The sequence below is a fragment of the Burkholderia sp. SIMBA_051 genome, from assembly GCF_046534915.1.
In the GTDB taxonomy this organism is placed as follows: domain Bacteria; phylum Pseudomonadota; class Gammaproteobacteria; order Burkholderiales; family Burkholderiaceae; genus Burkholderia; species Burkholderia ambifaria.
Genome location: NZ_JAWRXS010000005.1, coordinates 245,835 through 269,137 on the forward strand (window position 1 = coordinate 245,835; position 23,303 = coordinate 269,137).

A 23,303-nucleotide genomic window follows, 5' to 3' on the forward strand; every position below is an offset into this window, starting at 1 on the left:
GGCCGTTATTGCTGCCGGTCCCATGCGTGCGCCTGCTCGGCGCGCACGAACGCTTCCGACGACTTCGGCAGCAGGTTGCGGAACGCGCCGCCGTCGCGTTCGATCACGTCGACCATCAGCGCGATCATTTCCTCCGGATCGTGCTGCTCGAGCGGGAAGGCGAGCCGCTCGGGCGTCACGGTGTGGACGGCCGGATCGTGCCAGCGCCGCGGCGTCTCCATCATCCGGTCGTTGAAGCCCGTGCCGTACGGGCCCGGGTTCACGACCGCGACGCGGATGCCGTGCGGCGCCAGCTCCGCGTGCATCGCCTCGGCGACCGATTCGACCGCGTGCTTCGACGCGCAATAGGCGCCCGTGAACGGCCCGGTGATCAGCCCGGCGATCGACGACACGAACACGATCTTGCCGTGCCCACGCGCGACCATCCCGCGAGCGATCCGCTGCGTGAGTTCGAGCGGCCCGAACACATTGACGTCGAACAGCTCGCGCACGATCTCGAGCGGCAGGTCGACCAGCGCGCCGGCTTCGCCGACGCCCGCGTTGTTCACGAGCACGTCGAAGTCGAGATCGGCCGCGTGGGCGCGATCGTAGGCCGACGTGACGTCGAGCTTCACCGCGCGCAACGCGGTGCCGCGCTGCGCGGCGGCGTCCGTCAGCGCGTCGATTTCGACGGTTGTGCGCACGCCGGCCGTGACCGCGTGACCGTGTTGCGCGAGCCGCAGCGCGACTTCGCGGCCGAAGCCGGTGCCCGCGCCGGTGATGAGGATGCGTTTCTGTGCCATGTGCTTACCTCGAGGTGGGAAAGGTTGCTTGAAAGTGATCGCGGCAGTGCCGGGCGATCGCGTCGTCCTGCTCGACGCTGCCGCCCGATATGCCGATCGCGCCGACGCAGCGGCCGTTGCCGTCGACGAGCGGTTCACCGCCGCCGAACGTGACGAGCCCGCCGTGGCTGTGCTCGATCCCGCGCAGCGGGCCGTCGCCGGACATTTCCCCGAGCGCGCCGGTCGACGCGCGAAAGCGGATCGCCGTCAGCGCCTTGCGTTGCGCCAGGTCGATCGCGCCGAGAAAGCAGTCGTCGGTGCGGATGAACGCGAGCAGGTTCGCGCCGGCGTCGACGATCGCGATGGAGACGCCGGCGACCTGCAGCGACGCGGCTTGCGCGACCGCGGCTTCGAGCGTGTGCCGGACGGCGGCCAGCGGCAGTGCGGGGCGATACGGATTCATTCGATGCTCCGTTTGGGGGGAACGACAGGGGCAGTGTAGGCAGTTCCGGTATATGGGAGAATCGGCATTCCGCTCGTAGGAGTTTCAAGTTTTTTTAATGATGAGCAGACGCGATCCGATGGCCGGGCTGCACGTGTTCATGAGCGTCGCGACAGCCGGCAACTTCACGCGCGCGGCCGCCGCGCTGGGTCTGACGCCCGCCGCCGTCAGCCTCGCGATCGGGCAGCTCGAGGGCGAGCTGAACGTGAAGCTGTTCAACCGCAGCACGCGCGGCGTGAGCCTGACGGAGGCCGGTCAGCATTACCTGCAGCAGACGGAGCCCGCTTACCGGCAGGTCATGCAGGCGCGCGACGCGCTGAAGGAGGTGCGTAGCGAGCCGGGCGGGCTGTTGCGCGTCACGGCGCTGCCGCTGGCACGTTCGCTCGTGATCACACCGGTTCTTGCCGCGTTCCGCGCGCGCTACCCGAAGGTCCGGCTCGAGATCCGCTACGAGAACGAGCTGGTCGATATCGCGAAGGACGGCTTCGACGCGGGGATTCGTCTTGCCGACCGGCTGCAGCCGGGCATGATCGGCGTGCGGATCGCGCCCGCGCTGACGTGCGCGCTGGTCGCGTCGCCCGGCTACCTGGCGCGGCACGGCATGCCCGCGTCGATCGCGGAGCTGGAGCGGCATGCGTGCATCCGGTTCCGCTTCTCGGAGAGCGGGCGCCTGCACAAGTGGCTGCTGCATGACGGGCGCCGCGACGTCGATCTCGATCCCGAAGGCGTGTACGTGACCAACGATGCGGATGCGGTGATCGATGCCGCGCGGGAAGGCGTCGGCATCGCGTTCGCGTTCATGCGCGAGCGCGTCGAGCCGGACCTGCGCGACGGCACGCTCGTCGAGGTGCTGCCGGGCGCGTGCCGGACGCTGCCGCCGATGTGGCTCTATTACGTGAATCGCAAGCACGTGCCGGCGAAGCTGCGTGCGTTCATCGACGTGCTGCGCGAGCGGGCCGGAACCGGTGAGGGCCTGCCCTGCAGCGATGCGCCGGACGGCGCATGATGGCGGCTTCACTCACGCAGCCCTGGAGTCGCGTCATGACGGCACGCCGGAATTTCCCGCTTCGAACCCTCGTGATTACCGCATCGCTGGCCGCCGCCGCACTCGGCTGCGCGCCGGCTGCCGCCCAGACGTCGACCGTGCCGACGAGCACGGCTGCCGCGACGCCCGACAACGCAGTGCTGCTGACGGTCTTTCTCAAGCACGACCAGTCGCGCCCGCTCGCCGAGCTGAACGCGCAACTCGCGAAGCAGGGGTTCTACAAGGCGTTTCCTCCGCCGGGCGTCGAGGTGGTGAGCTGGACCGTGACGATGGGAATCGGGCAGATCGTCGTGCTGCGGTTGCCGGCGTCGCGCGTACGCGAGGTCAATCGCGTGCTGGAGGACACGGCGTGGGGCGCGTACCGGACGGAGTTCTATCCGACCTACGACTACAAGGCGATCGGGCTGGCGGAGCATGAGCGGGCGAAATGACGACGCGCCACGATCCGTCCCCTTTCGCTGAAACCCGCGCGGGCTCGCGGTTTTTGCTCATTCGGGCGGGCCGGCCGGGAGAATTCTTCCCGATTGCGCGATTCGTCAGTCAACCGACGAAAAATCCCCGGCGGTTCCCGGTATGATGCGCACCGTGCGCATGATTTGATGCGCCATTGATGGACCTGCCGCGCCCAAACCGCCCGGTGCGAGACCGAAAGATTCTGTAATATAAATTTCGTATACTCGTCAGTTCTGATTCAGGCGCCCGTGCTTTGGACCTAAGCCGGCCGCCCTCGCACAACAACCAAGATTCGTCGCCGCCCGGCCGTCCCGCGCCGCGACAAGCTATGCACCGCCACTGAACAATCTATGTCTTCCCGCCACTCTGGTCCGCCCGGCCGCGCCGCGGCGGCGATCGCCCGTGTGTCGACGCTGATCCGCAACGAGCGCGTGCTGTCGCCGCTGCTCGCGCTCGGCATCGGCCTGCTGCTGATCGTGGTTTTCCAGCACCTGTCCGAATCCGTCGACTACCGGTCGGTGATCCGCCAGCTGCGCCACATGTCCGTCGGCGAATGGGGCGCGTCGCTCGCCGCGACGGCGCTCAGCTATCTCGCGCTCGTCGCCCGCGATGCGGTCGGGCTGCGCTACGTCGCCGCGAAGGTGCCGCGCGCCGCGCTGTGGATCGGCTCGATCGCCGGCTCCGCGCTCGGCAACGCGACCGGCTTCGGCGCGCTCACGGGCGGCGCCGTGCGCGCGCGCGTGTACGGCGTGTCGGGCGTCACGCCCGCGCAGATCGGCCGGATGACGGTATTCACGAGCGGCACGCTCGCGCTCGCGCTGGTGCTGATGACGGCGGTCGGCATGGTCTGCGTGCCGCAGACGCTCGCCGCGATGCTGCATGTCGCGCCGGGCGTGCTCATGTGGAGCGGCGCCGCGCTGCTCGTGGTGCTGGCCGGCGTGATCGCGCTGTGCGGCAACACCGCGCGTCCGGTCGTCACGCGCTTCAAATGGCTCGCGTTCGACGTGCCGGCACGGCGCGACCTCGTCGCGCAGGTCGTCTACGCGGTGCTCGACGTCGTGGCCGCCGGCCTGACGCTGTGGGTGTTGCTGCCGGTCGCGCCGGTCGGCTTCCCGACCTTCATCACGGTCTACGCGGCCGCGCTGCTGCTCGGGATGATCGGTCATACGCCGGGCGGGATCGGCGTGTTCGAAGCCGCGATGGTGTTCACGCTGGGCCGCGAAGTGCCCGCGCACGCAATGGTTGCCGCGCTGATCGCCTATCGCGCGATCTACTTCGGCGTGCCGCTCGTGCTGTCGGCCGGCCTGCTGGCCGGCTTCGAGGGCCGCGCGCTGCGGCGCCGGCTCGTGTCGCGGCAGGCCGCGCGCGTGTCGCAACTGGCGCCGCTGTTCCTGAGCCTCGTGACTTTCGCGGTCGGCGGGATGCTGGTGATCTCGAGCGCGACGCCCGCGTTCTGGTACCGGATCGCGATCCTGCGCAACATCGTGCCGCTGTGGGTGCTCGAAGGCTCGCAGGTGATCTGCAGCGTGCTGGGCGTCGCGCTGCTGTTCGTCGCGCGCGGGCTGCTGCGCCGGCTGGACGGCGCGTGGTGGATGACCTTCGCGCTGACGCTCGCGAGCCTCGCGCTGTCGCTGGCGAAGGGCCTCGCGTTCGTCGAGGCCGGCGTGCTCGGCACGCTGCTGGTGCTGCTGCTCGTCAGCCGCCGCCGCTTCAGCCGGCATTCGTCGCTGCTCGCCGAGCGCTTCACGGTGAGCTGGTTCGTGTCGGTGACGATGGTGCTGATCCTCGCGGTATGGGTGCTGTGCTTCGCGTTCCGCGATGTGCCGTACACGCGCGATCTGTGGTCGCATTTCTCGTTCGACGCACGCGCGCCGCGCGCGCTGCGCGCCACGCTCGCGTCCGGCGTGTTCGTCGCGCTGTTCGCGCTGTGGCAGCTGCTGCGCCCCGCGCCGGGCCGTTTCGTGAAGCCGGTCGCGCAGGACCTGCTCGACGCCGAGCAGATCATCCGCGCGCAGGAATGCAGCGATGCGGGCCTCGCGCTGATGGGCGACAAGTCGTTCCTGTTCTCCGAATCGCGCCGCGCGTTCCTGATGTACGCGAAAAACGGCCGCACGTGGGCCGCGCTGCACGATCCGGTCGGCCCGCGCGAGGAATGGCCGGCGCTGATCAGCAAGTTCATTGCGCTGGCGCACGCGCACAGCGGCCGCGCGGCGTTCTACCAGGTGCGCGCGAACGCGCTGCCGCTGTACCTCGACGCGGGGCTCACGCTGATGAAGCTCGGCGAGGAAGCGCACATCGCGCTCGACCGGTTCGACCTGAAGGGCTCGAATCGTTCGCACCTGCGCTACGCGCTGCGTCGCGGCGACAAGGACGCGCTGAGTGTCGAGGTGATCGCGCCGTGCGACGTGCCGGCCGCGCTGCCGGCGCTGCGCGACATCTCGGACGGCTGGCTCGACAGCCGCGATGCGCGCGAGAAGAGCTTCTCGGTGGCCGCGTTCCACGACGGCTATCTCGCGACGCAGTCCGTGATGCTGGTGCGCCAGGCCGACAAGCCGATCGCGTTCGTCACGTTCATGACGACCGACCTCAACACCGAGGCGACGGTCGGCGTGATGCGTCATCTGCCGGAAGCGTCGCCGTATGCGATGGAGTATCTGTTTACGCAGCTCGCGCTGCATCTGAAGGAAGCGGGGTTCCTCAAGCTGAGCCTGGGTATCGCGCCGTTCTCGGGGATGGGGGCGGCGAAGATGCCGTCGCCGTGGCACCGGTTCGGGCTGATGGTCTGGCGCTTCGGCGGCCGCTTCTACAACTTCCGTGGCTTGCGTGCATTCAAGAGCAAGTTCGAGCCGCACTGGGAGCCGCGCTATCTTGCGGCCTCGGGCTCGGTCGGCGTGTTCGTCACGCTCGCGGATCTGTCCCTGCTGGCTGGAGGTCGGCGCTCATGATGTTGAAGAAGGGTATCGCGCAGGCGGCAGTCGCCTGCGCGGGAATGATGCTGGCCGGCGCCGCGCTCGCGGCGCAGCCGGCGGCGGCGAAACCGGAAACCGTGTCGGGCGGCCGCTACGGCCCCGTGACCGTGACGAAGCCGAGCGGTCCGCTGCGCGGCTTCGTCGTGCTGTTCTCGCGTGAGCGCGGCTGGGGTGCCGCCGATCAGCAGGCGGCCGACGCGCTCGCGAAAGCGGGCGCGATGACGGTCGGCGTGGATTCGGCGCGCTATGCGGCGAACCTCGCCGCGAAGCAGGAAACCTGTCACCACCTCGACGGCGACGCCGAGGCGGTCAGCCACCAGCTCGAACGCCTCGCGCAATCGGCGCGTTACTACACGCCGATCGTCGCGGGCGTGGGCCAGGGCGGCGCGATCGCGAAGCAAATCCTGGCGATGGCGCCGGAGAACACGATCGCCGGCGTCGTGTCGGTCCAGCCGGCGGCGAAGCTCGATGCGCGCTTCAAGCCGTGCCCGCCCGATCCGACGATCGTGCGTCGCGCGATGCCGGGCTTCGTCGAAACGGCCGCGGCCGGCGACACCGCGAAGCTCGTGTCGCTCGTCACGTCGCACCTGCACGACACCAGCAGCAACGACGAGCTCGACGTGTCGGATCTGCCGCTCGTCGAGCTGCCGGCGAAGGGCGGCAGCGACCGCCTCGCGATCGTGATCTCGGGCGACGGCGGCTGGCGCGATCTCGACAAGACGATCGCCGAGGCGCTGCAGCGCGACGGCGTGTCGGTGGTCGGCATCGACAGCCTGCGCTACTTCTGGAGCGAGAAGCCGCCCGCACAGGTGAGCCGCGACCTGGCGCGCGTGATGCGCACGTACATGGCGCGCTGGCATGCGAACCGCGTGGCGCTGGTCGGCTACTCGTTCGGCGCGGACGTGATGCCGTTCGCGTACAACCGGCTGCCGGCCGACCTGCGTGACAAGGTCGCGGTGATGTCGCTGCTCGGTTTCGCGCCGGCGGCGGATTTCCAGATCCGCGTGACGGGCTGGCTCGGGATGCCGGCGAGCGACAAGGCGATGAAGGTCGCGCCGGAAATCGCGAAGGTGCCGCCGGCGCTCGTGCAGTGCTTCTACGGCGCGGAAGAGCAGGACACGATGTGCCCGGCGCTCGCGAATACCGGCGCCGACGTGATCAAGACGGGGGGCGACCACCACTTCGGCCACGACTATATCGCGCTCGAGAAGAAGATCCTCGGCGCGTTCGGCAAGCCGATGGCGGCGCGCTGAACGCCGGCGCCCGCTTCGCGGCGGGCGCGGCGCTTGCGGTTCATCGGACGGGCGGCCTGCGGGCCGCCCGTTTTTACTTTTCCGTTTCCTTTTCCGCTTGCGTCGCGGCGTCCTGCCGCGGCGTCGCCGTTCTCGCATCGCGCTGATAGAAGCCGGGAAACCGGTCGAGCTGCCGCTGCGCGGACGCGAGATCGGCATCGGCACCCAGCACCGCACTCGAAAACCCGGTGCGCTCCATCAGCAGCAGCTGGTCGATCAGCACGTCGCCCGTCGCGCGCAGGTCGCCGGCGAAGCCGAAGCGCTTGCGCAGCAGGTACGCCTGGCTGTACGCGCGGCCGTCGGTGAAGGACGGGAAATGCAGGTCGATGCGCGCGGCCTGCGCGATCCGTGTAGCGAGCGGCGGCAGTTCCTCGTCGTTGCCGATCGTCAGGATCATCAGGGCAGCGGTGTCGGACGCGTTTGCGTCGTCGACGTGTTCGGCCGGCGTCAGCAGCCGGATGCGCGGGTTCGTGCTGGCGTGTTCGTCGGTCGGTTTCATGCGTGCTCCGCGTGGTGACGTGCGTCGTTCGCCGCAGCCTTGAAGGGCTCGGCGCCGATGCGGCGCACCGTGTCGATGAATCGCTCGCAGCGCCCGTCGGCGTCGAGCCGCGCGTCGAGATACACGTTGACGAGCGCATCCACTACATCGACGATCTCGTCCGCCGAGAACGACGGCCCGATCACCTTGCCCGGCCGGGCGGGGCCGCTCGCGGTCGAACCGTCCGAACCGCCGAGCGTCACCTGGTACCACTCCGCGCCGTCCTTGTCGACGCCGAGGATGCCGATATGTCCGCTGTGATGGTGGCCGCACGAGTTGATGCAGCCGCTGATGTGCAGGTCGATGTCGCCGACGTCGTGCAGCATGTCGAGATCCTGGAACCGTTCGGCGATCGCATCGGCGATCGGGATCGAGCGCGCGTTCGCGAGCGCACAGAAGTCGCCGCCGGGGCACGCGATCATGTCGGTCAGGAGTCCGACGTTCGCGCTGGCCAGGCCGATCGCGCGCGCGTGTTCCCACAGCAGGAACAGGTCGTCGACGTGCACCCACGGCAGCACCACGTTCTGCGCATGCGTGACGCGCGCCTCGCCGGCCGAGAAGCGATCGGCCAGCTCGGCGAGCGCATCGAGCTGCTCGGGCGACGCGTCGCCGGGTGCCTGCAGGCGGCGCTTGAACGACAGCGTGACGATGCGCAGCGCGCGGTCGCGGTGCGCGGCGACATTGCGCGCGAGCCAGCGCGCGAACGCCGGATGACGATTGGCGTGCGCGGTCATGCGCGCTTCGGCGGCGTCGAGGTCGAGCGTGCGCGACGTCAGCCGCGGCGGGACGAACGATGCCGCGATGCGGTCGAACTCGGCCTGCGGGATCGTGTGCGGGCCGCCGTCGTGCTCGACGATCTGGCGGAATTCTTCCTCGACGTCGTCGATATAGCGCTGCCCCTCGCTCTTCACGAGGATCTTGATGCGCGCCTTGTACTTGTTGTCGCGCCGCCCGTAGCGGTTGTACACGCGGACGATCGCCTCGATGTAGTTCATCACGTGCTGCCACGGCAGGAACGCGCGCAGCAGCGTCGCGATCAGCGGCGTGCGGCCCATGCCGCCGCCGACGCTCACACGAAAGCCGAGTTCGCCGGCGTCGTTGTGCACGAGCTTCAGCCCGACGTCGTGCCAGTCGGTCGCCGCACGGTCCTCGGCCGCGCCCGTGATCGCGATCTTGAACTTGCGCGGCAGGAACGCGAATTCCGGATGCAGCGTCGTCCACTGGCGCATCGCCTCGGCGAACGGACGCGGATCGGCGATCTCGTCCGGCGCGACGCCCGCGCGTTCGTCGCACGAAATGTTGCGGATGCAATTGCCGCTCGTCTGGATCCCGTGCATGTCGACGGACGCGAGCAGGTCCATCACGTCGGCCGCCTTCGCGAGCGGAATCCAGTTGAACTGCACGTTGGTGCGGGTCGTGAAGTGCGCGTTGCCGGTCGGCAGGCGCAGCGTGCCGAGCAACGCCTGCGCGTCGCGGGCGGCGCGATAAGTGGCGTCGTCGGGCACGTCGTAGTCGCGTGCGATCCGCGCGAGCACGCGAAGCTGCGCGCTCGACAATTCGCCGTACGGCACGGCGACGCGCAGCATCGGCGCATGGCGCTGCACGTACCAGCCGTTCTGCAGGCGCAACGGCCGGAATGCGTCCTCGCTCAGCGTGCCGTGCTGCCAGCGCTCGAGCTGGTCGCGGAACTGGGCGGCGCGGCTGTGCACGAGCGCCCGGTCGAAATCGGTATATCGGTACATGACGTGATACGCGAGATGAGCGGCGACGCGGGGGCGCCGCTCGGAAGGGGACGTTGCGACGGGTGTCGGGCAACCGGAGACAGCGTAGGGAACGCGGCGCGGCGGGACAAGCAGCAGATCGGGACGAAAAGGGCGCAGCAGATCGATGCCGCGCGGGCGAACGCCGGGCATGCGCGGCGCATGCCCGGGTGGGACTCAGGCTTGCGCGGGTGCGTCGACGATCAACGCCGGATCGAGTGCGCGGATGCGCTGGTCGATAAAGTAGCCGCCGCCTTCCTGGTAGCGCAGATACAGCCGGCCGCACGTCACGCAGCGGCTGACGTTGCAGCGGTTGTACGGGAAGTGGCGCGGCGCGATCGGCGCGTCGTCGGACGCGTAGCGCGTGCCGGCCGGATGGTATTCGTCGTAGGTCGGCTCGGGCTCGTCGGGCGGCGCGAGCGTCGCCACTTCGGCGAGCTGCGCGTCCGGCAGCGACAGCGGCAGGCTCGTCCAGCCGGCCAGCGACGTCTTCGTGCAGGTGCACGGCTGCGTGACGCCGGCGGCTTCGGCCGCGAGCTTCAGCAGCGCGGCGTGATGGAGGTAGGGCAATGCGCTCATCAGAGGGGGCTCGTGAGAAGGAGCGAAGGGGCTCGCAATGTAACCCGTCTGCGCGCTGGCTGCACGGCGGCGGCGTGCGTGGGCTTACCCGGCCTTGCGTACCGCCGGCTCGGCGACCAGCTCGCCGAGCACGCGGATCGCGCGTTCGATGTCGCGGCTCCACGGATGGCCGAAGTTCACGCGCACGCAGCGCTCGAAGCCGTGCGCGGCCGAGAACAGCGGCCCCGGTGCGAAGCTGATGCCGCGCGCGATCGCCTGGCGATGCAGTTCCATCGCGTCGATCGCGTCGGGAAACGACAGCCACAGGAAATATCCGCCGTCCGGCCGCACCCATTCCACGCCGGGCGGCAGCCAGCGCCGCAGCGCGTCGTCCATGCGGGCGAGCTGCGTCTGCAGCGCACCGCGCAGCTTGCGCAGGTGACGATCGTAGCCGCCATGCTCCAGATAGTTCGCGATGCCGGCCTGCGCGGGAATGCTCGCCGACAGCGTGGTCATCAGCTTGAGCCGCTGCACCTTTTCCGCGAAACGGCCGGCGGCGGCCCAGCCGATCCGGTAGCCGGGCGCGAGCGTCTTCGAGAACGAACTGCAATGCATCACGAGGCCGTTGCGGTCGTAGGCGCGCGCGGGCAGCGGGTAGTCGGCGCCGAAATGCAGCTCGCCGTACACGTCGTCCTCGATCAGCGGCACCTCGCGCGCGGCGAGCATCTCCACGAGCGCGCGCTTCTTGTCGGCCGACAGCGTGACGCCGGTCGGATTCTGGAAATTGGTCATGAACCAGCACGCGCGGATGTCGTGTCGCTCCAGCGCGTTCGCGAGCGCGTCGAGATCGAGGCCCGTGCGCGGATCGACGGGAATCTCGACCGCGCGCAGGTCGAGCCGCTCGATCGCCTGCAGCGCCGCATAGAAGCCGGGTGACTCGACCGCGACGATGTCGCCCGGCCGAGTGACGGCCATCAGGCACAGGTTCAGCGCTTCCAGCGCGCCGTTCGTGACGACGATCTCGTCGACGGGCTGCGCGATGCCGGTCGCCAGATAGCGTCGCGCGATCTGCTGGCGCAGCGCCTCGTTGCCGGGCGGCAGGTCGACGACCGTGCTCCACGGGCTGACGAGCCGCGTCGCCTGCGCGAGCGACTTCGCGAGGCGCTGCAGCGGAAACAGCTGCGGCGACGGAAATGCGGAGCCGAGCGGCACGATGCCGGGCCGCGTCGCGGCGTCGAGCACCGAGAACACGAGGTCGCTGATGTCGACCTTGCGCGTCGCGCCGGCGCGGCTCGCGCGGCGTTTCGCGGGCGCGTTCGCGGCGGGGCTGGCGCCCGGCGCGACGTAATAACCGGAGCGTTCGCGTGCGCGGATCAACCCCCACTGTTCGAGCAGGTAGTACGCGCGAAACACCGTCGACTGGCTCACGCCATGCTGCGCGATGATCTGCCGCAGCGACGGCAGGCGCGTGCCGACCGCGAGGTTGCCGTTGCGGATTTCGTCGGCGATCGTGTGAGCGAGGGTTTCGTAGCGTTTCATCGGTGCGGACGGGAGCACGTGGCCGCCGTGCGCGAGGTGGATGCGACGCCGCGCCGGCGGGGGGAGGTCATTGTCCGACGGGCGCTCCGAAAAGGAAAGCGCGACGGCGGCTGGCGGTCGCGCTTGCGTGGCGCTTCCTGTGCTTCGTCAAGTCAGGCCGCGTTCGGTTGTGTCGGGTGCGGGCGTGCCGATGATCACGACGACGTGGGCGATGCGATCAACATACTCGCGCGAGGACACCCGCATCGACTGCACCGAATGCGTGCGCAGTACATGCCGTTTGCCGCCCTCGTTGCAACTGCAACCGCCCGACATCGCGTAACGACTTTCTCCTGATCATTCTTCATTCGCCGATACGGGATCGTTTGCGTGCGACGACACGCAATCGAACGCATGCATACAGGTCGTTCCTGCATGGGCGGACACGATCTGCGTGCGGCTTGTTCCAATTGCGCGGCTATATTTTTTATGGTCTTGTTGCACGATCGCGCATCGACTCGAAAAAAGGAAAGTCGAATGCATACGGGGAATTCGGACGGGGACCGATTGATCAGTCGAATCGGCGCGCATCGGCGTGCGCGCCGTGCCGTGTGCCGGTTGCTTGTCGTCTTCACGCTCGGCCTGCCGGGCCTGCCTGCGTGTGCCGCTTCCCCCGAAACCGTCGGAGACAACGTGCTGCGTGTGCTCGCGTGGCCCGGCTATGCGGACAGCGATGTCGTCAATGCATTTGAGACGCACTTTCATGTACGCGTCGAAGTGACGTTCGTCGATTCCGACGAAGCGTTGTGGACGCGGATGCACAGCGCATCGCCGCCGCCGTACGACGTGCTCGCGGCCAACACGGCCGAGATCCAGCGCTACGCGCACGACGACCTGCTCACGCCGATCGACCTGTCGCAGATTCCGAACCGCCGCCGGCAGCTGCCGAATTTCCAGCAGCTCGCGACGATCGGCGGCCTCGTGCGCAACGGCTCGACCTACGCGATTCCGTTCACGTATTCGTCGATGGGGCTGATCTACGATCGCAAGCAGGTGCCGGCTCCGCCGCGCTCGATGCTCGAGCTCTGGAACCCGCGCTACCGCGGCAAGGTGCTCGACTTCAACAGCGCGCAGCATAATTTTTCGTTCACCGCGCTCGCGCTCGGCTATTCCGATCCGTTTCACCTGTCGCCCGCGCAGACGCTCGCCGTCGCGCACAAGCTAATCGACTTGCGACGCAACCTGCTCACGTATTACACGCTTCCCGAAGAAGCGACCGCGCTGTTCATCCGGCATCGCGCGGCGCTGATGTTCGGCAACTACGGCACGCAGCAGGTCGAGCAGCTGCGGCGCGCCGGCGCGGATGTGGGCTACGTGATTCCGGACGAAGGCGCGCTCGCGTGGCTCGACTGCTGGGGCGTCACGCGTGGCGCCGAGCATCGCGAGCTCGCGTTCGCGTGGATCAATTACATGCTCGAACCGGTGATCGGCGCGCTGCTGACCGAGCGTCAGGGGCTCGCGAATACGCTCGCGCCGCCACCCGGCCTCCAGACCGGTCACCAGCACCTCGTGTGGCTCCAGCCGGTCGAGGACATCGCGCGGCGCGAGTCGTTGTGGAGCCGCATCGTGTCGGGCGACCGGCCGGCGTCGTTCGAAAAATGATCAGGCTCGGGCTCACGTCGAAGCTGTCGGTGCTGTTCGCGTGCATCGGCGTGATCGCGTCCGGCACCACCGGCTACTACACGTACCGCGCGAACCGGACGATGCTCGTGCAGGAAGCACAGCACAGCCTGCTGATGTCGACGCATTTGCTCGGCCAGCGCTTCACGACCGCGCTGTCCGACGTGGCCGACGATGCGCTCGTGCTCGCGCAATTGCCGTCGTCGGCGCTCGTCGCCGGCGGCGACAGCGCCGATCGCGCGCCGCGCACGCGGCTCGAGCAGGTGTATCGCAGCTTCATGAGGAATCACCCCGAGTATCTGCAGATCCGGTTGATCGCGCGCGGCGACTACGGGCTCGAACGCATCCGCGTCGATCGCGACGCGCGCGGCATCGTGGTGCTGCCGGAGAATGCATTCCAGGAGAAGGGGCAGTTTTCCTACGTGATCGATACGCTCGCGACGGCGCCCGGTCATATCTACCTGTCGCCGATCGAGATCAATCACGAGACCGGTTCGCATGCGGCCGAAGGGTTGCCGATCCTGCGCGTGGGCACGCCGGTCGTCGACACGGCCGGCCAGGTCGTCGGCGCGCTGGTCGTCGACATCGAACTGTCGCGTGTGTTCGACCGGCTCGAGCGCGATTTGCCGCAAGACTACGCGGTGTATCTCGCGAACGAGTGGGGCGATTTCATCGTGCATCCCGATCCGTCGCAGACGTTCGGCTTCGATCGCGGGCGGCGCGTGCTGATGCAGGACAGCTTTCCCGCCACGCGGCTGCTGTTCGTCGGCGCGCGCACGAACGTGACGCTCGACGGTCTCACGCAGCCCGACGATGCGCCGGGCCAGATGTTCGCGTTCGTGCGCACGCCGTTCGGCAACAGCGAGGGCAACCGCTTCGTCGTGCTCGGCATGGCGCGTCCGCTCACGGACGTGCTGGCGCCGGCCGCGATTCTCGGCGAACGGATCATCCGGATGGTGCTGTTGCTGAGCGTGGCGGCGGTGATTCTCGCGATCCTGTTCGCGCGCGCGATTACGCGGCCGTTGCAGATGCTCGCGCGTGCGGCCACCCACGTATTCGACGATCCGGTCGCCGAGCGGCTGCCCGTTGCGCGGGCCGACGAGATCGGCGTGCTGGCGCGCTGTTTCGACAGCATGCGTGTCGAGATCCGCACGCAGGTCGCGATGCTGCGCGCGAAGCAGCTGGAGCTCACGCACCTCGCCGGTCACGATCCGCTCACCGGTCTGCCGAACCGCCTGTTGTTCATGGAGCATCTCGATGCCGCGATCCGGCATGCGGCCGCGGTGGGCGAGGGGCTGGCGGTGATGTTCGTCGATCTCGATCGTTTCAAGCAGATCAACGACCAGCACGGACATGCGGCCGGCGATCGCACGCTCGTCGCGGTCGCGAAACGGCTGAGCCAGGTGCTGCGTAGCGGCGACATGGCCGCGCGGCTCGGCGGCGACGAATTCATCGTGCTGCTGTCGGACGTGCGAGCGCCGGCGGTGATCGGCGATATCGCGTCGCGTATCCAGATCGTGATGGCCGAGGAACTGGAGTTCGGCGACCGGCTGCTGGCCGTGGGGGCGAGCATCGGCGTCAGCGAATATCCGGCCGACGGCGCGTCCGCCGAGGAACTGCTGGTGAAGGCCGACGCGGCGATGTATGCGGCGAAGGCGTCCGCGCAGTGCGCGTGCGTGCGTTATCAGGAGCTGCTGGGTGGCGGTGTCGGTGGCGTCGATGCAGATGCGGCCGGCCGCATGGCGGCGGGTGGCAGCCGCTGACGGCAGGCCGGCGGGTGCGCGCGGCACAAACGCGACGAGCCCGTCGCGGGACGGGCTCGTTGTAGCTTGCGCGGACTGCGCGCGATGCGCGCAGCGGCGGGCTTAGTGGCCGAAGTAGACCGAGTCGCGCGCGTTCTGCGGCTTGACTACCGGTGCGCCGCTCTGGACGATCGGGGCCGCTTGCGCGCCGTAGCCGCTGCCATCGGCGGCGCGAACACGTGCTTCGGCTGCCAGGAGGTCGTTCGGGTAGTGCGGGCTCGACTGGCTCGGCTTGTAGCCGGCGTTTTCGAGCTGGACGAGTTCGTTGCGCACTTGTGCGCGGGTGACGGTGCTTTGAGCGAATGCGCCGAACGAAGCGGACAGGGCGACAGCGGCAACGACTGCGGAAACGAGCGATTTCATGATGACCTCCGATGTTCTATGACTTCGCCGTCGACACAATGTCTTAAGCGATTGATTACATCGTAGGCTTCGGATGATCGACGGTAAACGTGGGTTATAGCGAAAGATCCTTGCGAGCGCGGCAATAATAGCGAGAGAAATTCGTTCCGTCCCCATTGTGTATTGCGAGGATTGCAAACGGGCCGGCGCACGGGAGGGAGAAGCGTATGCCGCGCAGGCGCGAACGGCCGGCGGCGGGGCGCCAGAAGAGGGGCAAAACGGAGGCGTTGCCGGATCAGACGCCGTCGAAGTCGTCGATTTCCTTGCGCTCGCGGCGTTCCTCGTTGCCGCGGCGCGCGCGCAGGCGCTGGCGCGACAGGACCGCGATCACCTGCTGGGTCGGTGCGCCGGACGGCAGCTCGTTGCGAATGCGATCGGGCACCATCGGCAGGCCCGCGCGCTGCCGGCGCAGTGCCTTCGCGATCGCCCGGCGGCATTCGTCCCCGTGGCAATCCCATTCATCGCGGATTCTCTGGCAATAACGGCATTGTTCCATCCGGACAGTCTAACGCGTCTTGCGGATCGCGGCAGAGGGCGGGAGCGGGTGGGGACGGGACTCGTGGGTGCGACGCGGCCGAGCGCACCTGATCGGGTGCCGAGGGGTCCGCGTTGCTGCGCCGGCGCGAGCCAGGGCGACGGTGTTCGACACGGTCCGAGGCTGAATCTTGCCCGAGCGCGGCGCGTAGCATCGGCCGTGATCGCGGGACCGCGCCGTCGAGCATCGTTAGCCTGCTTCAAACCAATTCATGACGCGTCACCCTATCATGTGAAAAATACATGACCCGAAACAAGGAGGCGAGATGACGCTCGCGCAATTGCAGGCCCTGGCTGCCGTGGTCGAACTCGGCTCGCTCACGGCCGCGGCCGACCGGCTCAGCCGCAGCCAGTCCGCGATCAGCCACGCGTTGACCGAGCTGGAGGACGTCACCGAGGTCAAGCTGCTGTTGCGCGACCGCCAGCCGGTCGTCCTGACCGCTGCCGGCGAACGTCTGTGGCCGTACGTGCAGAACGTCGTTCGGGAAGCGCAGACGCTGCGCCAGCAGTTCGGCCTCGCGCGCGGCAAGCTCGAAGGGCGGCTGGTCGTCGCGTCGCTGCCGAGCGTGTCGCTCGCGTTCGTGGTCCCCGCGCTCGAGGCGTTGAAAGCGGCGCACGAGGGCGTGACGGCGGTGCTGCTCGAAGGCACGGACGCGGAAGTCGAAGGGTGGCTCGAGGACGGCACCGCCGACATCGGCGTGGTCGCCGGCACGAAAACCTTCGCGCACAATCTGCCGCTGCTCGACGAGGATTTCGTCGCGGTGGCGGCGGACGGCATGTTCGACGGCCGCAAGCGCGTGTCGGCGAAACTGTTGTCCGCGATGCCATTCATTTTCTCGAAGGCGGGGTGCGGGCCGGTCATCGCCGATTACTTCGTGCGCAACGGTGCATCTCTTCGCGCGGCATTCAACGTGGTCGAGATGCGGACCATCCTGTCGATGGCCGAGGCGGGAATGGGCGTGTCGATCGTCCCGCGCATCACGCTCACCTATACACGGTTCGGCGGCCGGGTGCTGGAGCTGTCGCCGAGGCTGCAACGTAGCGTGCGGCTGTCGTGGAACGCGACCGGCAATGCGGTCGCCGACGCATTCGTGAAGCTGGTCGACGCGCAACGCGCGAAGGCGGGAAAGGCGATTCAGGCCCGGACGAAAAAGGGCAGCTAGCGCATCGCAGGCAATGACGCGATGAAGCGCGCTCATGGGCGGCTTGCAGTTTATTCATGCCGACGGCCATCGACATGCAATACATTGCTGCACACCGCCCTGACTTCATTGCGTCGAAGGAGACCACCGTGCCGGCCGTGCCCACCCTGATTGCTTTCGGACTCGTGTCGCTCGGCATGGTCCTGACGCCCGGCCCGAACATGATCTACCTGATTTCCCGTTCGATCTGCCAGGGGCGCCGCGCGGGGCTGGTGTCGCTCGGCGGCGTGGCGCTGGGGTTCGTGTTCTACATGTTCTGCGCGGCATTCGGCATCACCGCGCTGGTGCTGACCGTGCCGTACGCGTATGACGCGCTGCGTTTCTGCGGCGCGCTGTACCTCGCGTATCTCGCGTGGCAGGCGCTCAAGCCGGGCGGCCGCTCGGCGTTTCAGGTCCGGCAATTGCCGCACGACAGCGACGCGAGGCTCTTCACGATGGGCTTCGTCACCAACCTCGCGAACCCGAAGATCGCGGTGATGTATCTGTCGCTGCTGCCGCAGTTCATTTCGCCGGGGCACGGCAGTGTGCTCGTGCAATCGGTGGCACTGGGCTGCGTGCAGATCGCGGTCAGCGTGTGCGTCAACGCGCTGATCGCGAGCATGGCCGGCTCGATCGCGGGGTTTCTTGCCGACCGGCCAGGCTGGGCACGCGGGCAGCGCTGGTTGATGGGGACCGTGCTGGCGGGGCTGGCCGTGCGCATCGCGCTCGAGTCGCGAAGCTAGATCGCGGGGCGGCTTGCGGTGGATGGGGACCGGACAAGCGGATAGCGCGTTGCGTGCGTTGCTCCGCATGACAGAACTTTCCGCCGGCCGCCGCACCATGACGTCGCGGCGGCCGGCCCCCGCCTCAGCGCTCGCCGCGCTTCTTGCTCAGCTCGATCGTCTCGAACAGCTCGTACTGCGCGCTCGGGTGCTGATCCGCGCCCGGCGCGTGGTAGTAGCGCATCGTGATCGTCGTGGGGCCGCCCGGCTTGCCCGGATCGTGATCGAACACCGCGATCCCGTAGCCCGTGCCCGTATCGCGGCGCGCGGACCAGATCGCATCCTCCAGCGCATCGGCCGGCTTGCGCACGAACGTGTTCGCCGCCATGCCCGGCACCGGCCGATTCGGCTTCGTGAAGACCTTGGCCTGCACATAGCCGGTCGCCGGGTTCGCGCCGTACACGTCCAGCGGCGCACTGGTGCCGCCGCCGCCGAGAATCAGGTGGATCGTGCCGTGGCTCGTGTCGAACGTCGTGCGGTCGGGGTCCGTCGACCCGACCGGACGCGGCTGTAGCGTCTCGACGACTTCGCCGGTCGACGCATCGACGCCCGCGCGGTGATTGCAGCCGCGCACCGGGTAGCTGCGCTCGTAGTCGTGATCGTGACCGCACAGCACGAGGTCGACGCCGTAACGGTCGAACAGCGGCAGCCACGCCTCGCGGATGCCCTTGTCCGAGCCATTGCCCGTTTTCGACGAACTCAGCGCGTCCTGGTGCATTTGCACGACGATCCAGTCGATGTCGGCATCGTGCGACGCGTGACGCAGCGTATGTTCGAGCCAGCGTGTCTGCTCGCCGTTGCTGTAGCCGCGCACGTAGAACGACGTGCCCGGTTCGATCGGCGCGTGGCCGGTGCTCGCGGCCGGCACCAGCGGGGCGGGGCCGCCGACGAAGGCGGCCGCGTCCTGGTACACGACATCGTCGGCGTCGAGCGAGATGAACAGCACCGAGCTCACGCGGAAGCTGTACCAGCGGCCCGGAAAGCGCGTGCCGTTCTCGGGCAGCGTATAGCGCGCGAGATACGAGTCGAGCCCCTGCGGGCCGTTGTGGAATTCGATCTCGTGATTGCCGGGGCACGGCATCCACGGGCGATTCGCGGCCGACGTCTGGTTGTTGTTGCCGAAGTCGCGCCACACTTCCGGCTGATGCGCGGGGTTCAGGTTCGCATAGCAGAGGTCGCCGTTCAGCAGGTGGAACAGCGGCTGGAACTGCTCGACCGCCTGCACCGCGAAGCGGCTTTGCGGCGACGACAGCACCCACGCGCCGTTCGGCGTCGCGAGGTCGCCGTAGCTCGTGAAGCGAAACGGTGCGCGGCCGCGCGGCGCGGTCGTGAAGGTGGCGGCAAACGGCTGCGCGGCGTTGCTGTCGTTGTCGGCCGTGAGTTCATAGCGGTAGCGCGTGTTCGGCTTCAAGCCGTGCACGCGGGCGTGGTACGTGAACACGGTTTCGCCGTTCAGGCCGTCGGTGTAGAGGCGCTGAACCCCATGCACGGTGCGTGCCGGCTCGCCGTCGGCGACGATGCGCGCGCGCGGATTGACGGCCGGCGCGAGCGACGCCCACGTGATCACGACTTCGGACGCCGGGTCGTTGCCCCACGTCAGGTGCACCTGCTCGGGTGTGCCGTCCGGGTTCGACGCGGCGGCACGGGCGGCCGCGAGCCCGCCTGCGGCGGTGGCGAGGCCGGAGACGCCGGCCAGTTTCAGGAAGCCGCGACGCGATACGGAAGCGGCCGGCTCGTTCGACTCGTTCGACTCGGCGGGGAAGTTGTCCTGGTTCGACATGATCGTATTTTCGATGGATGACACGCGAAATGCGGAACCGCCCGGTCGTGCGCGAGCGCGTCGGGGGCGTGGGCCGGAAACGAGCGGGATCCCGGTGACACGCATTGTCGAAGCGCAGTTTTGCCGGGTTGTGACAGGCGGTAATCACAGTACGGACACGATGCGGCGATCGGCGCGCGGCATTCGTTTCGTTCGTTGCCGGCGCGGCGGAAATTTATTTGCCGGTGTCGCGACGGATTTTGCCGAATGCGTCGTTTAACGCATGAACGGCCGCTTCCGGGTATGAACGGTCGATACATGATGCTTCGGAGTCTTGCATGAAACTTTCCATTTCATTACGGTTTGCCGCGGCATGCGCAGCCGCGCTGGCGACGTCCGCCGTATTCGCCCAGGCCGTCATCGTCGCGCCGGTTGCACCGCCGCCGCCGCGCGTCGAAGTGATGCCGGCGCCGCGTGCGGGCTACGTGTGGGATCAGGGCCACTGGCACTGGCGACATGGCCGCTACGTGTGGATTCCCGGGCACTGGCAAGGGGTGCGCGCCGGTTATCACTGGGTGCCCGGGCATTGGGTCGCGCGTGGCCCGAACTGGCGCTGGGTGCCCGGTCACTGGGCGTGATGCGCAGCGTGCCGCGCGGCGCGCAGCGCCCGTGTGGCGAGACTTCCACGTAACCTCATCCGTCGAGCCATGCCTTTTCGAACCCTCGTGATCCTGGCAGCCGCGGCCATCGTGCTGGCTGGCTGTGTCGTGGTGCCGGCGCGTCCGGTGTATTACCGGCCCGCGCCGGTCGTCGTATATTGATCGCGCCGGCCGCGGGCGATCGACAGGATCGATATGCCGTTCGAACCGGATGTCGACGAAACCGCCCGGGCCGATCTCGGGCGCGTTGCCGACGCGTCGTCCTGGCGCCGTCCGGTGCCCGCGCGACGCATGCAAGGAGAGCACGACGATGAGCTTCAGCCGGACCGCGGAGATACCCGCCCGCAGCAAGCGGCGTTCGCACGGCACGTTTCGGAGCGGCCTGCGTTGAGCGATGCAGATCCGGACGCGGAACTCGTCGCGCGGGTCGGCGCGCGCGACGCGTCGGCCGTGCGCGTGCTCGTCGCACGCAAGCTGCCGCGATTGCTCGCGCTCGCGACGCGCATGCTTGGCGACCGGACGGAAGCCGAAGACGTTGCGCAGGAAACCTTCCTGCGAATCTGGAATCAAGCGCCGCGCTGGCGGGACGGCGAAGCACGCTTCGACACGTGGCTGCATCGCGTCGTGCTGAACCTGTGCTACGACCGCTTGCGCGGACGACGCGAGGAGCCGGTCGACATGCTGCCCGACGTGCCCGACACGCAACCCGAGCCGGCCGCGCAAGCGGAGTTGCGCTCGCGCGACGCGCGCGTGCGCCAGGCGCTCGCTGCGTTGCCGCCCCGGCAGCGGGAAGCGCTCGTGCTCCAGTACTATCAGGACATGTCGAATGTTGAGGCGGCCAACCTGATGGGCATCACCGTCGATGCGCTGGAAAGCCTGCTCGCGCGCGCGAGGCGCAACCTGCGCGCGCAACTGGCCGGCGACCCACCTAGCGAGGACAAGCGATGACACCCGAACGATTCCGTACCATCGTCGCCGCGTACGGCTCGGATGCGCGGCGCTGGCCGCAAGACGAACGCGCGGCGGCCGAAGCGTGGGCGCAAGCGCATCCGCGCGACGCGCTCGCGGCGCTCGACGAAGCCGCCGAGCTCGATGCATGGCTCATGCAGGATACGGTCGCGCCGCCCGCGCCGGCGCTCGTCGAACGCATCGTCGCGTCGGCGCCCGCGCCGCAACGTGCGCGGCGGCGAGGGAAGGTGTGGTGGTCGGGCGCGGCGTTCGCGGGCGTCGGGCTGGCCGGCGCGCTGGCGGGCGCGGTGGCCGTGTCGATGCTGATGCTCGGTAGCGCGCCGATCGCGCAACACGAACCGGGCTACCTGACGACGACCTTCGGCGGCCCGAGCATCGACGGAGGCGACGAATGACCGAACGCGGCTGGAAAATCATTCTCGTCGGGTCCGTCGTGCTGAACGTGTTCATGCTCGGCGCGATTGGCGGCGGCGTGTATCAGTGGTTCTCGACGCATCGCGATCTGCATGCCGCCGGGATGCCCGGACAACGGACGGCGTTGCGTTTCGCCGCGGACGAATTGTCCGATGCGCGTCGGCAGGAGTTCGCCGCGGCGCTGAAGGCGGCGCGCAAGGACGGCCGCGATTTCGCGCGGGAAGGGCGCGATGGGCGGATCACGGTGCTGGACTTGCTGGCCGCGCCGCAGCTCGATCGTCCGGCGATCGATGCGGCGCTCGATCGTACGCGAGCGGCGGACAGTGCGTTGCGCGGGCAGGTCGAGCGGAGCGTGGTCGATTTCGCGGCGACGTTGACGCCGGATGAGCGTGCGAAGTTCGTCGACGGATTGCGGCGGAGTGGGAATTGGCGGCTGCCGGCGAGGTTGCTGAAGAAGGAGGGGGCGGTGGCGGGGCAGTGAGCGGCGTTGCGTGACGACGCTCCACGAGATACCCGTCTGCGGGATTATGATGACCCGATCGGTAGCAGCGGTCCGAGGGCATGCGAATTCCGGGGCGATCGGTTTCGCCGGCCCGTCTCGGTTCAGGCCGGGTTTGCACAGCCTATTCCGTCGGCCGGCCGGTGCCTCCCCGATATATCCACCGCAACGCGATGCGGCAAGCTCGAGGGCCGCGACAGGGGCGAACCATGAATCGAGTTGAAGACTTTATCGTGCGCACCATGTCGGCCGACGAGATGGCCATGTCGGTTGAATGGGCGGCTGCAGAAGGGTGGAACCCCGGCTTGCACGACCCACATTGTTTCAGGGAAGCGGACCCGGCCGGTTTTTTCGTCGGCGTTTGGCGTGGCGAGCCGGTCGCTTGCCTCGCCGCTGTCGCCTATGACGAGCGCTTCGGCTTCATCGGTCTCTACATCGTGAAGCCCGCGTTTCGCGGTCAAGGCTTCGGTTTGCGCATCTGGCAGCACGGTGTGCGTTACCTTGGAGACCGTAACATCGGTCTCGACGGTGTCGTTGCCCGGCAGGCGAGCTACGCGAAGTCCGGGTTCCGGCTCGCGTATCGCAACATCCGCTATCAGGGGCGCGTCGACGGCATCGGGTGCGCGCATGTGGCGGCAGCGGTCGATGTACCGTTCGAGCAGCTGCTTGCCTACGATCGCCGGTGTTTCCCCGCAGCGCGCGAGCGTTTCGTCTCGGTCTGGATTGCTCAACCGGATGCCGTTGCACTCGCAACGATCGATGGCGGCCGTGTCGCCGGCTACGGTGTCATACGCCGCTGCAAGGCGGGCTGCAAGATCGGCCCGCTCTTTGCCGATGATGCCGGCATCGCCACGGGGCTGTTTCGTGCGCTGGCGGCGCGGATGCCCGACGAGGTGATCACGCTCGACGTGCCGGAAACGAATCCTGCGGCCGTTGCGCTGGCGGAACGGCACGGCATGTCGAGCGTATTCGAGACCGCGCGGATGTATACGAAAGAAGTGCCCGCGATTGCGATCGATCGCGTGTTCGGCGTGACGTCGTTCGAGTTGGGGTGATAGCCGCGAACGTGCACACGGCAGGGCAATCGTTTCGCCATCCATGACAAAAATTCAGCGCGCGACGACCCGACTGCCCGCCGGCGTTTGAAAGCCGATCGCAAGACGTACGCGCTGACACCCCAAAAAATATTTCTCACATCCCCCGACGGATTTCCCCCCGCCGCCCGT

Annotated in this window: 22 protein-coding genes; 13 read left to right on the plus strand and 9 right to left on the minus strand. The window is 68.2% G+C overall.

What is annotated here, in order from left to right; translation table 11 throughout:
- Window positions 1-5: 5 nt before the first annotated feature.
- Both SB771_RS14250 and SB771_RS14255 read right to left on the minus strand, forming a co-directional pair.
- A complete protein-coding gene (locus SB771_RS14250; protein WP_175659141.1) occupies window positions 6-782 on the minus strand; it encodes an SDR family oxidoreductase in 777 nt (258 codons plus the stop codon).
- Between the two features lie 4 nt (window positions 783-786).
- Window positions 787-1,224: a GlcG/HbpS family heme-binding protein gene (locus SB771_RS14255; protein WP_175659142.1), complete on the minus strand. Its 438-nt coding sequence runs from the start codon at window positions 1,222-1,224 to the stop codon at window positions 787-789.
- Between the two features lie 100 nt (window positions 1,225-1,324).
- Between SB771_RS14255 and SB771_RS14260 the strand changes: the two genes are divergently transcribed.
- The 4 genes from SB771_RS14260 to SB771_RS14275 all read left to right on the plus strand — a co-directional run bounded on the left by SB771_RS14260 (window position 1,325) and on the right by SB771_RS14275 (window position 6,983).
- A complete protein-coding gene (locus tag SB771_RS14260) occupies window positions 1,325-2,269 on the plus strand; it encodes a LysR family transcriptional regulator (protein WP_175659744.1) in 945 nt (314 codons plus the stop codon).
- Between the two features lie 35 nt (window positions 2,270-2,304).
- A complete protein-coding gene (locus tag SB771_RS14265) occupies window positions 2,305-2,739 on the plus strand; it encodes a hypothetical protein (protein ID WP_175659143.1) in 435 nt (144 codons plus the stop codon).
- A gap of 372 nt (window positions 2,740-3,111) precedes the next feature.
- Window positions 3,112-5,706 carry a bifunctional lysylphosphatidylglycerol flippase/synthetase MprF gene (gene mprF, locus SB771_RS14270; RefSeq protein ID WP_175659144.1) on the plus strand — a complete coding sequence of 865 codons (2,595 nt, stop codon included), beginning with the start codon at window positions 3,112-3,114 and terminating at the stop codon, window positions 5,704-5,706.
- Window positions 5,703-6,983 (plus strand): virulence factor family protein, encoded by a 1,281-nt coding sequence (locus tag SB771_RS14275; protein WP_175659145.1) that lies wholly within the window; start codon window positions 5,703-5,705, stop codon window positions 6,981-6,983. The genes mprF and SB771_RS14275 overlap by 4 nt, the downstream gene beginning before the upstream one ends.
- Window positions 6,984-7,056: 73 nt before the next feature.
- Here SB771_RS14275 and SB771_RS14280 read toward each other — a convergent pair whose 3' ends face one another.
- The 4 genes from SB771_RS14280 to SB771_RS14295 form a co-directional block, all read right to left on the minus strand.
- Complete coding sequence (locus tag SB771_RS14280) at window positions 7,057-7,521, minus strand: DUF934 domain-containing protein (protein WP_175659146.1); 465 nt, start codon at window positions 7,519-7,521, stop codon at window positions 7,057-7,059.
- On the minus strand, window positions 7,518-9,302 hold the full coding sequence (locus SB771_RS14285; protein WP_175659147.1) for a nitrite/sulfite reductase: 1,785 nt from the start codon (window positions 9,300-9,302) through the stop codon (window positions 7,518-7,520). The genes SB771_RS14280 and SB771_RS14285 overlap by 4 nt, the downstream gene beginning before the upstream one ends.
- 195 nt (window positions 9,303-9,497) lie before the next feature.
- On the minus strand, window positions 9,498-9,899 hold the full coding sequence (locus tag SB771_RS14290; protein ID WP_175659148.1) for a hypothetical protein: 402 nt from the start codon (window positions 9,897-9,899) through the stop codon (window positions 9,498-9,500).
- An 84-nt stretch (window positions 9,900-9,983) separates the two neighbouring features.
- The gene (locus SB771_RS14295; RefSeq protein ID WP_175659149.1) at window positions 9,984-11,417 is read right to left on the minus strand and encodes a PLP-dependent aminotransferase family protein; all 1,434 of its coding nucleotides are present in this window, start codon (window positions 11,415-11,417) and stop codon (window positions 9,984-9,986) included.
- Window positions 11,418-11,933: 516 nt separating this feature from the next.
- Here SB771_RS14295 and SB771_RS14300 point away from each other — a divergent pair.
- Both SB771_RS14300 and SB771_RS14305 read left to right on the plus strand, forming a co-directional pair.
- Window positions 11,934-13,058, plus strand: coding sequence for an extracellular solute-binding protein (locus SB771_RS14300; protein WP_175659150.1), 1,125 nt, complete (start codon window positions 11,934-11,936; stop codon window positions 13,056-13,058).
- Window positions 13,055-14,839 (plus strand): sensor domain-containing diguanylate cyclase, encoded by a 1,785-nt coding sequence (locus SB771_RS14305; RefSeq protein ID WP_175659151.1) that lies wholly within the window; start codon window positions 13,055-13,057, stop codon window positions 14,837-14,839. Before SB771_RS14300 ends, SB771_RS14305 begins: the two co-directional genes overlap by 4 nt.
- Before the next feature lie 102 nt (window positions 14,840-14,941).
- Here SB771_RS14305 and SB771_RS14310 read toward each other — a convergent pair whose 3' ends face one another.
- Window positions 14,942-15,241, minus strand: coding sequence for a DUF4148 domain-containing protein (locus tag SB771_RS14310; protein WP_175659152.1), 300 nt, complete (start codon window positions 15,239-15,241; stop codon window positions 14,942-14,944).
- Window positions 15,242-15,515: 274 nt separating this feature from the next.
- Entirely contained in the window at window positions 15,516-15,776 is a 261-nt protein-coding gene (locus SB771_RS14315) for a hypothetical protein (protein ID WP_006752751.1), read from the minus strand.
- Window positions 15,777-16,080: 304 nt separating this feature from the next.
- Here SB771_RS14315 and SB771_RS14320 point away from each other — a divergent pair, with 304 nt between their 5' ends.
- Together SB771_RS14320 and SB771_RS14325 are read left to right on the plus strand one after the other, a co-directional pair.
- Complete coding sequence (locus SB771_RS14320; RefSeq protein ID WP_175659153.1) at window positions 16,081-16,977, plus strand: LysR family transcriptional regulator; 897 nt, start codon at window positions 16,081-16,083, stop codon at window positions 16,975-16,977.
- A gap of 128 nt (window positions 16,978-17,105) precedes the next feature.
- A complete protein-coding gene (locus tag SB771_RS14325; RefSeq protein WP_175659745.1) occupies window positions 17,106-17,738 on the plus strand; it encodes a LysE family translocator in 633 nt (210 codons plus the stop codon).
- A gap of 124 nt (window positions 17,739-17,862) precedes the next feature.
- Here the strand turns inward: SB771_RS14325 and SB771_RS14330 are convergent, their stop codons facing one another.
- Window positions 17,863-19,557, minus strand: a complete 1,695-nt coding sequence (locus tag SB771_RS14330; protein ID WP_175659746.1) for a purple acid phosphatase family protein — start codon at window positions 19,555-19,557, stop codon at window positions 17,863-17,865.
- A 317-nt stretch (window positions 19,558-19,874) separates the two neighbouring features.
- On the opposite strand from SB771_RS14330, the gene SB771_RS14335 reads away from it, so the two are divergent.
- The 5 genes from SB771_RS14335 to SB771_RS14355 all read left to right on the plus strand — a co-directional run bounded on the left by SB771_RS14335 (window position 19,875) and on the right by SB771_RS14355 (window position 23,132).
- Complete coding sequence (locus tag SB771_RS14335; RefSeq protein WP_105831124.1) at window positions 19,875-20,174, plus strand: YXWGXW repeat-containing protein; 300 nt, start codon at window positions 19,875-19,877, stop codon at window positions 20,172-20,174.
- 216 nt (window positions 20,175-20,390) lie between these two features.
- Window positions 20,391-21,143 (plus strand): RNA polymerase sigma factor, encoded by a 753-nt coding sequence (locus SB771_RS14340; protein ID WP_175659154.1) that lies wholly within the window; start codon window positions 20,391-20,393, stop codon window positions 21,141-21,143.
- The gene (locus SB771_RS14345) at window positions 21,140-21,559 is read left to right on the plus strand and encodes a hypothetical protein (RefSeq protein WP_175659155.1); all 420 of its coding nucleotides are present in this window, start codon (window positions 21,140-21,142) and stop codon (window positions 21,557-21,559) included. The genes SB771_RS14340 and SB771_RS14345 overlap by 4 nt, the downstream gene beginning before the upstream one ends.
- Window positions 21,556-22,059: a periplasmic heavy metal sensor gene (locus SB771_RS14350; protein ID WP_175659156.1), complete on the plus strand. Its 504-nt coding sequence runs from the start codon at window positions 21,556-21,558 to the stop codon at window positions 22,057-22,059. Before SB771_RS14345 ends, SB771_RS14350 begins: the two co-directional genes overlap by 4 nt.
- A gap of 227 nt (window positions 22,060-22,286) precedes the next feature.
- Window positions 22,287-23,132 (plus strand): GNAT family N-acetyltransferase, encoded by an 846-nt coding sequence (locus tag SB771_RS14355; RefSeq protein WP_175659157.1) that lies wholly within the window; start codon window positions 22,287-22,289, stop codon window positions 23,130-23,132.
- Window positions 23,133-23,303 lie beyond the last annotated feature (171 nt).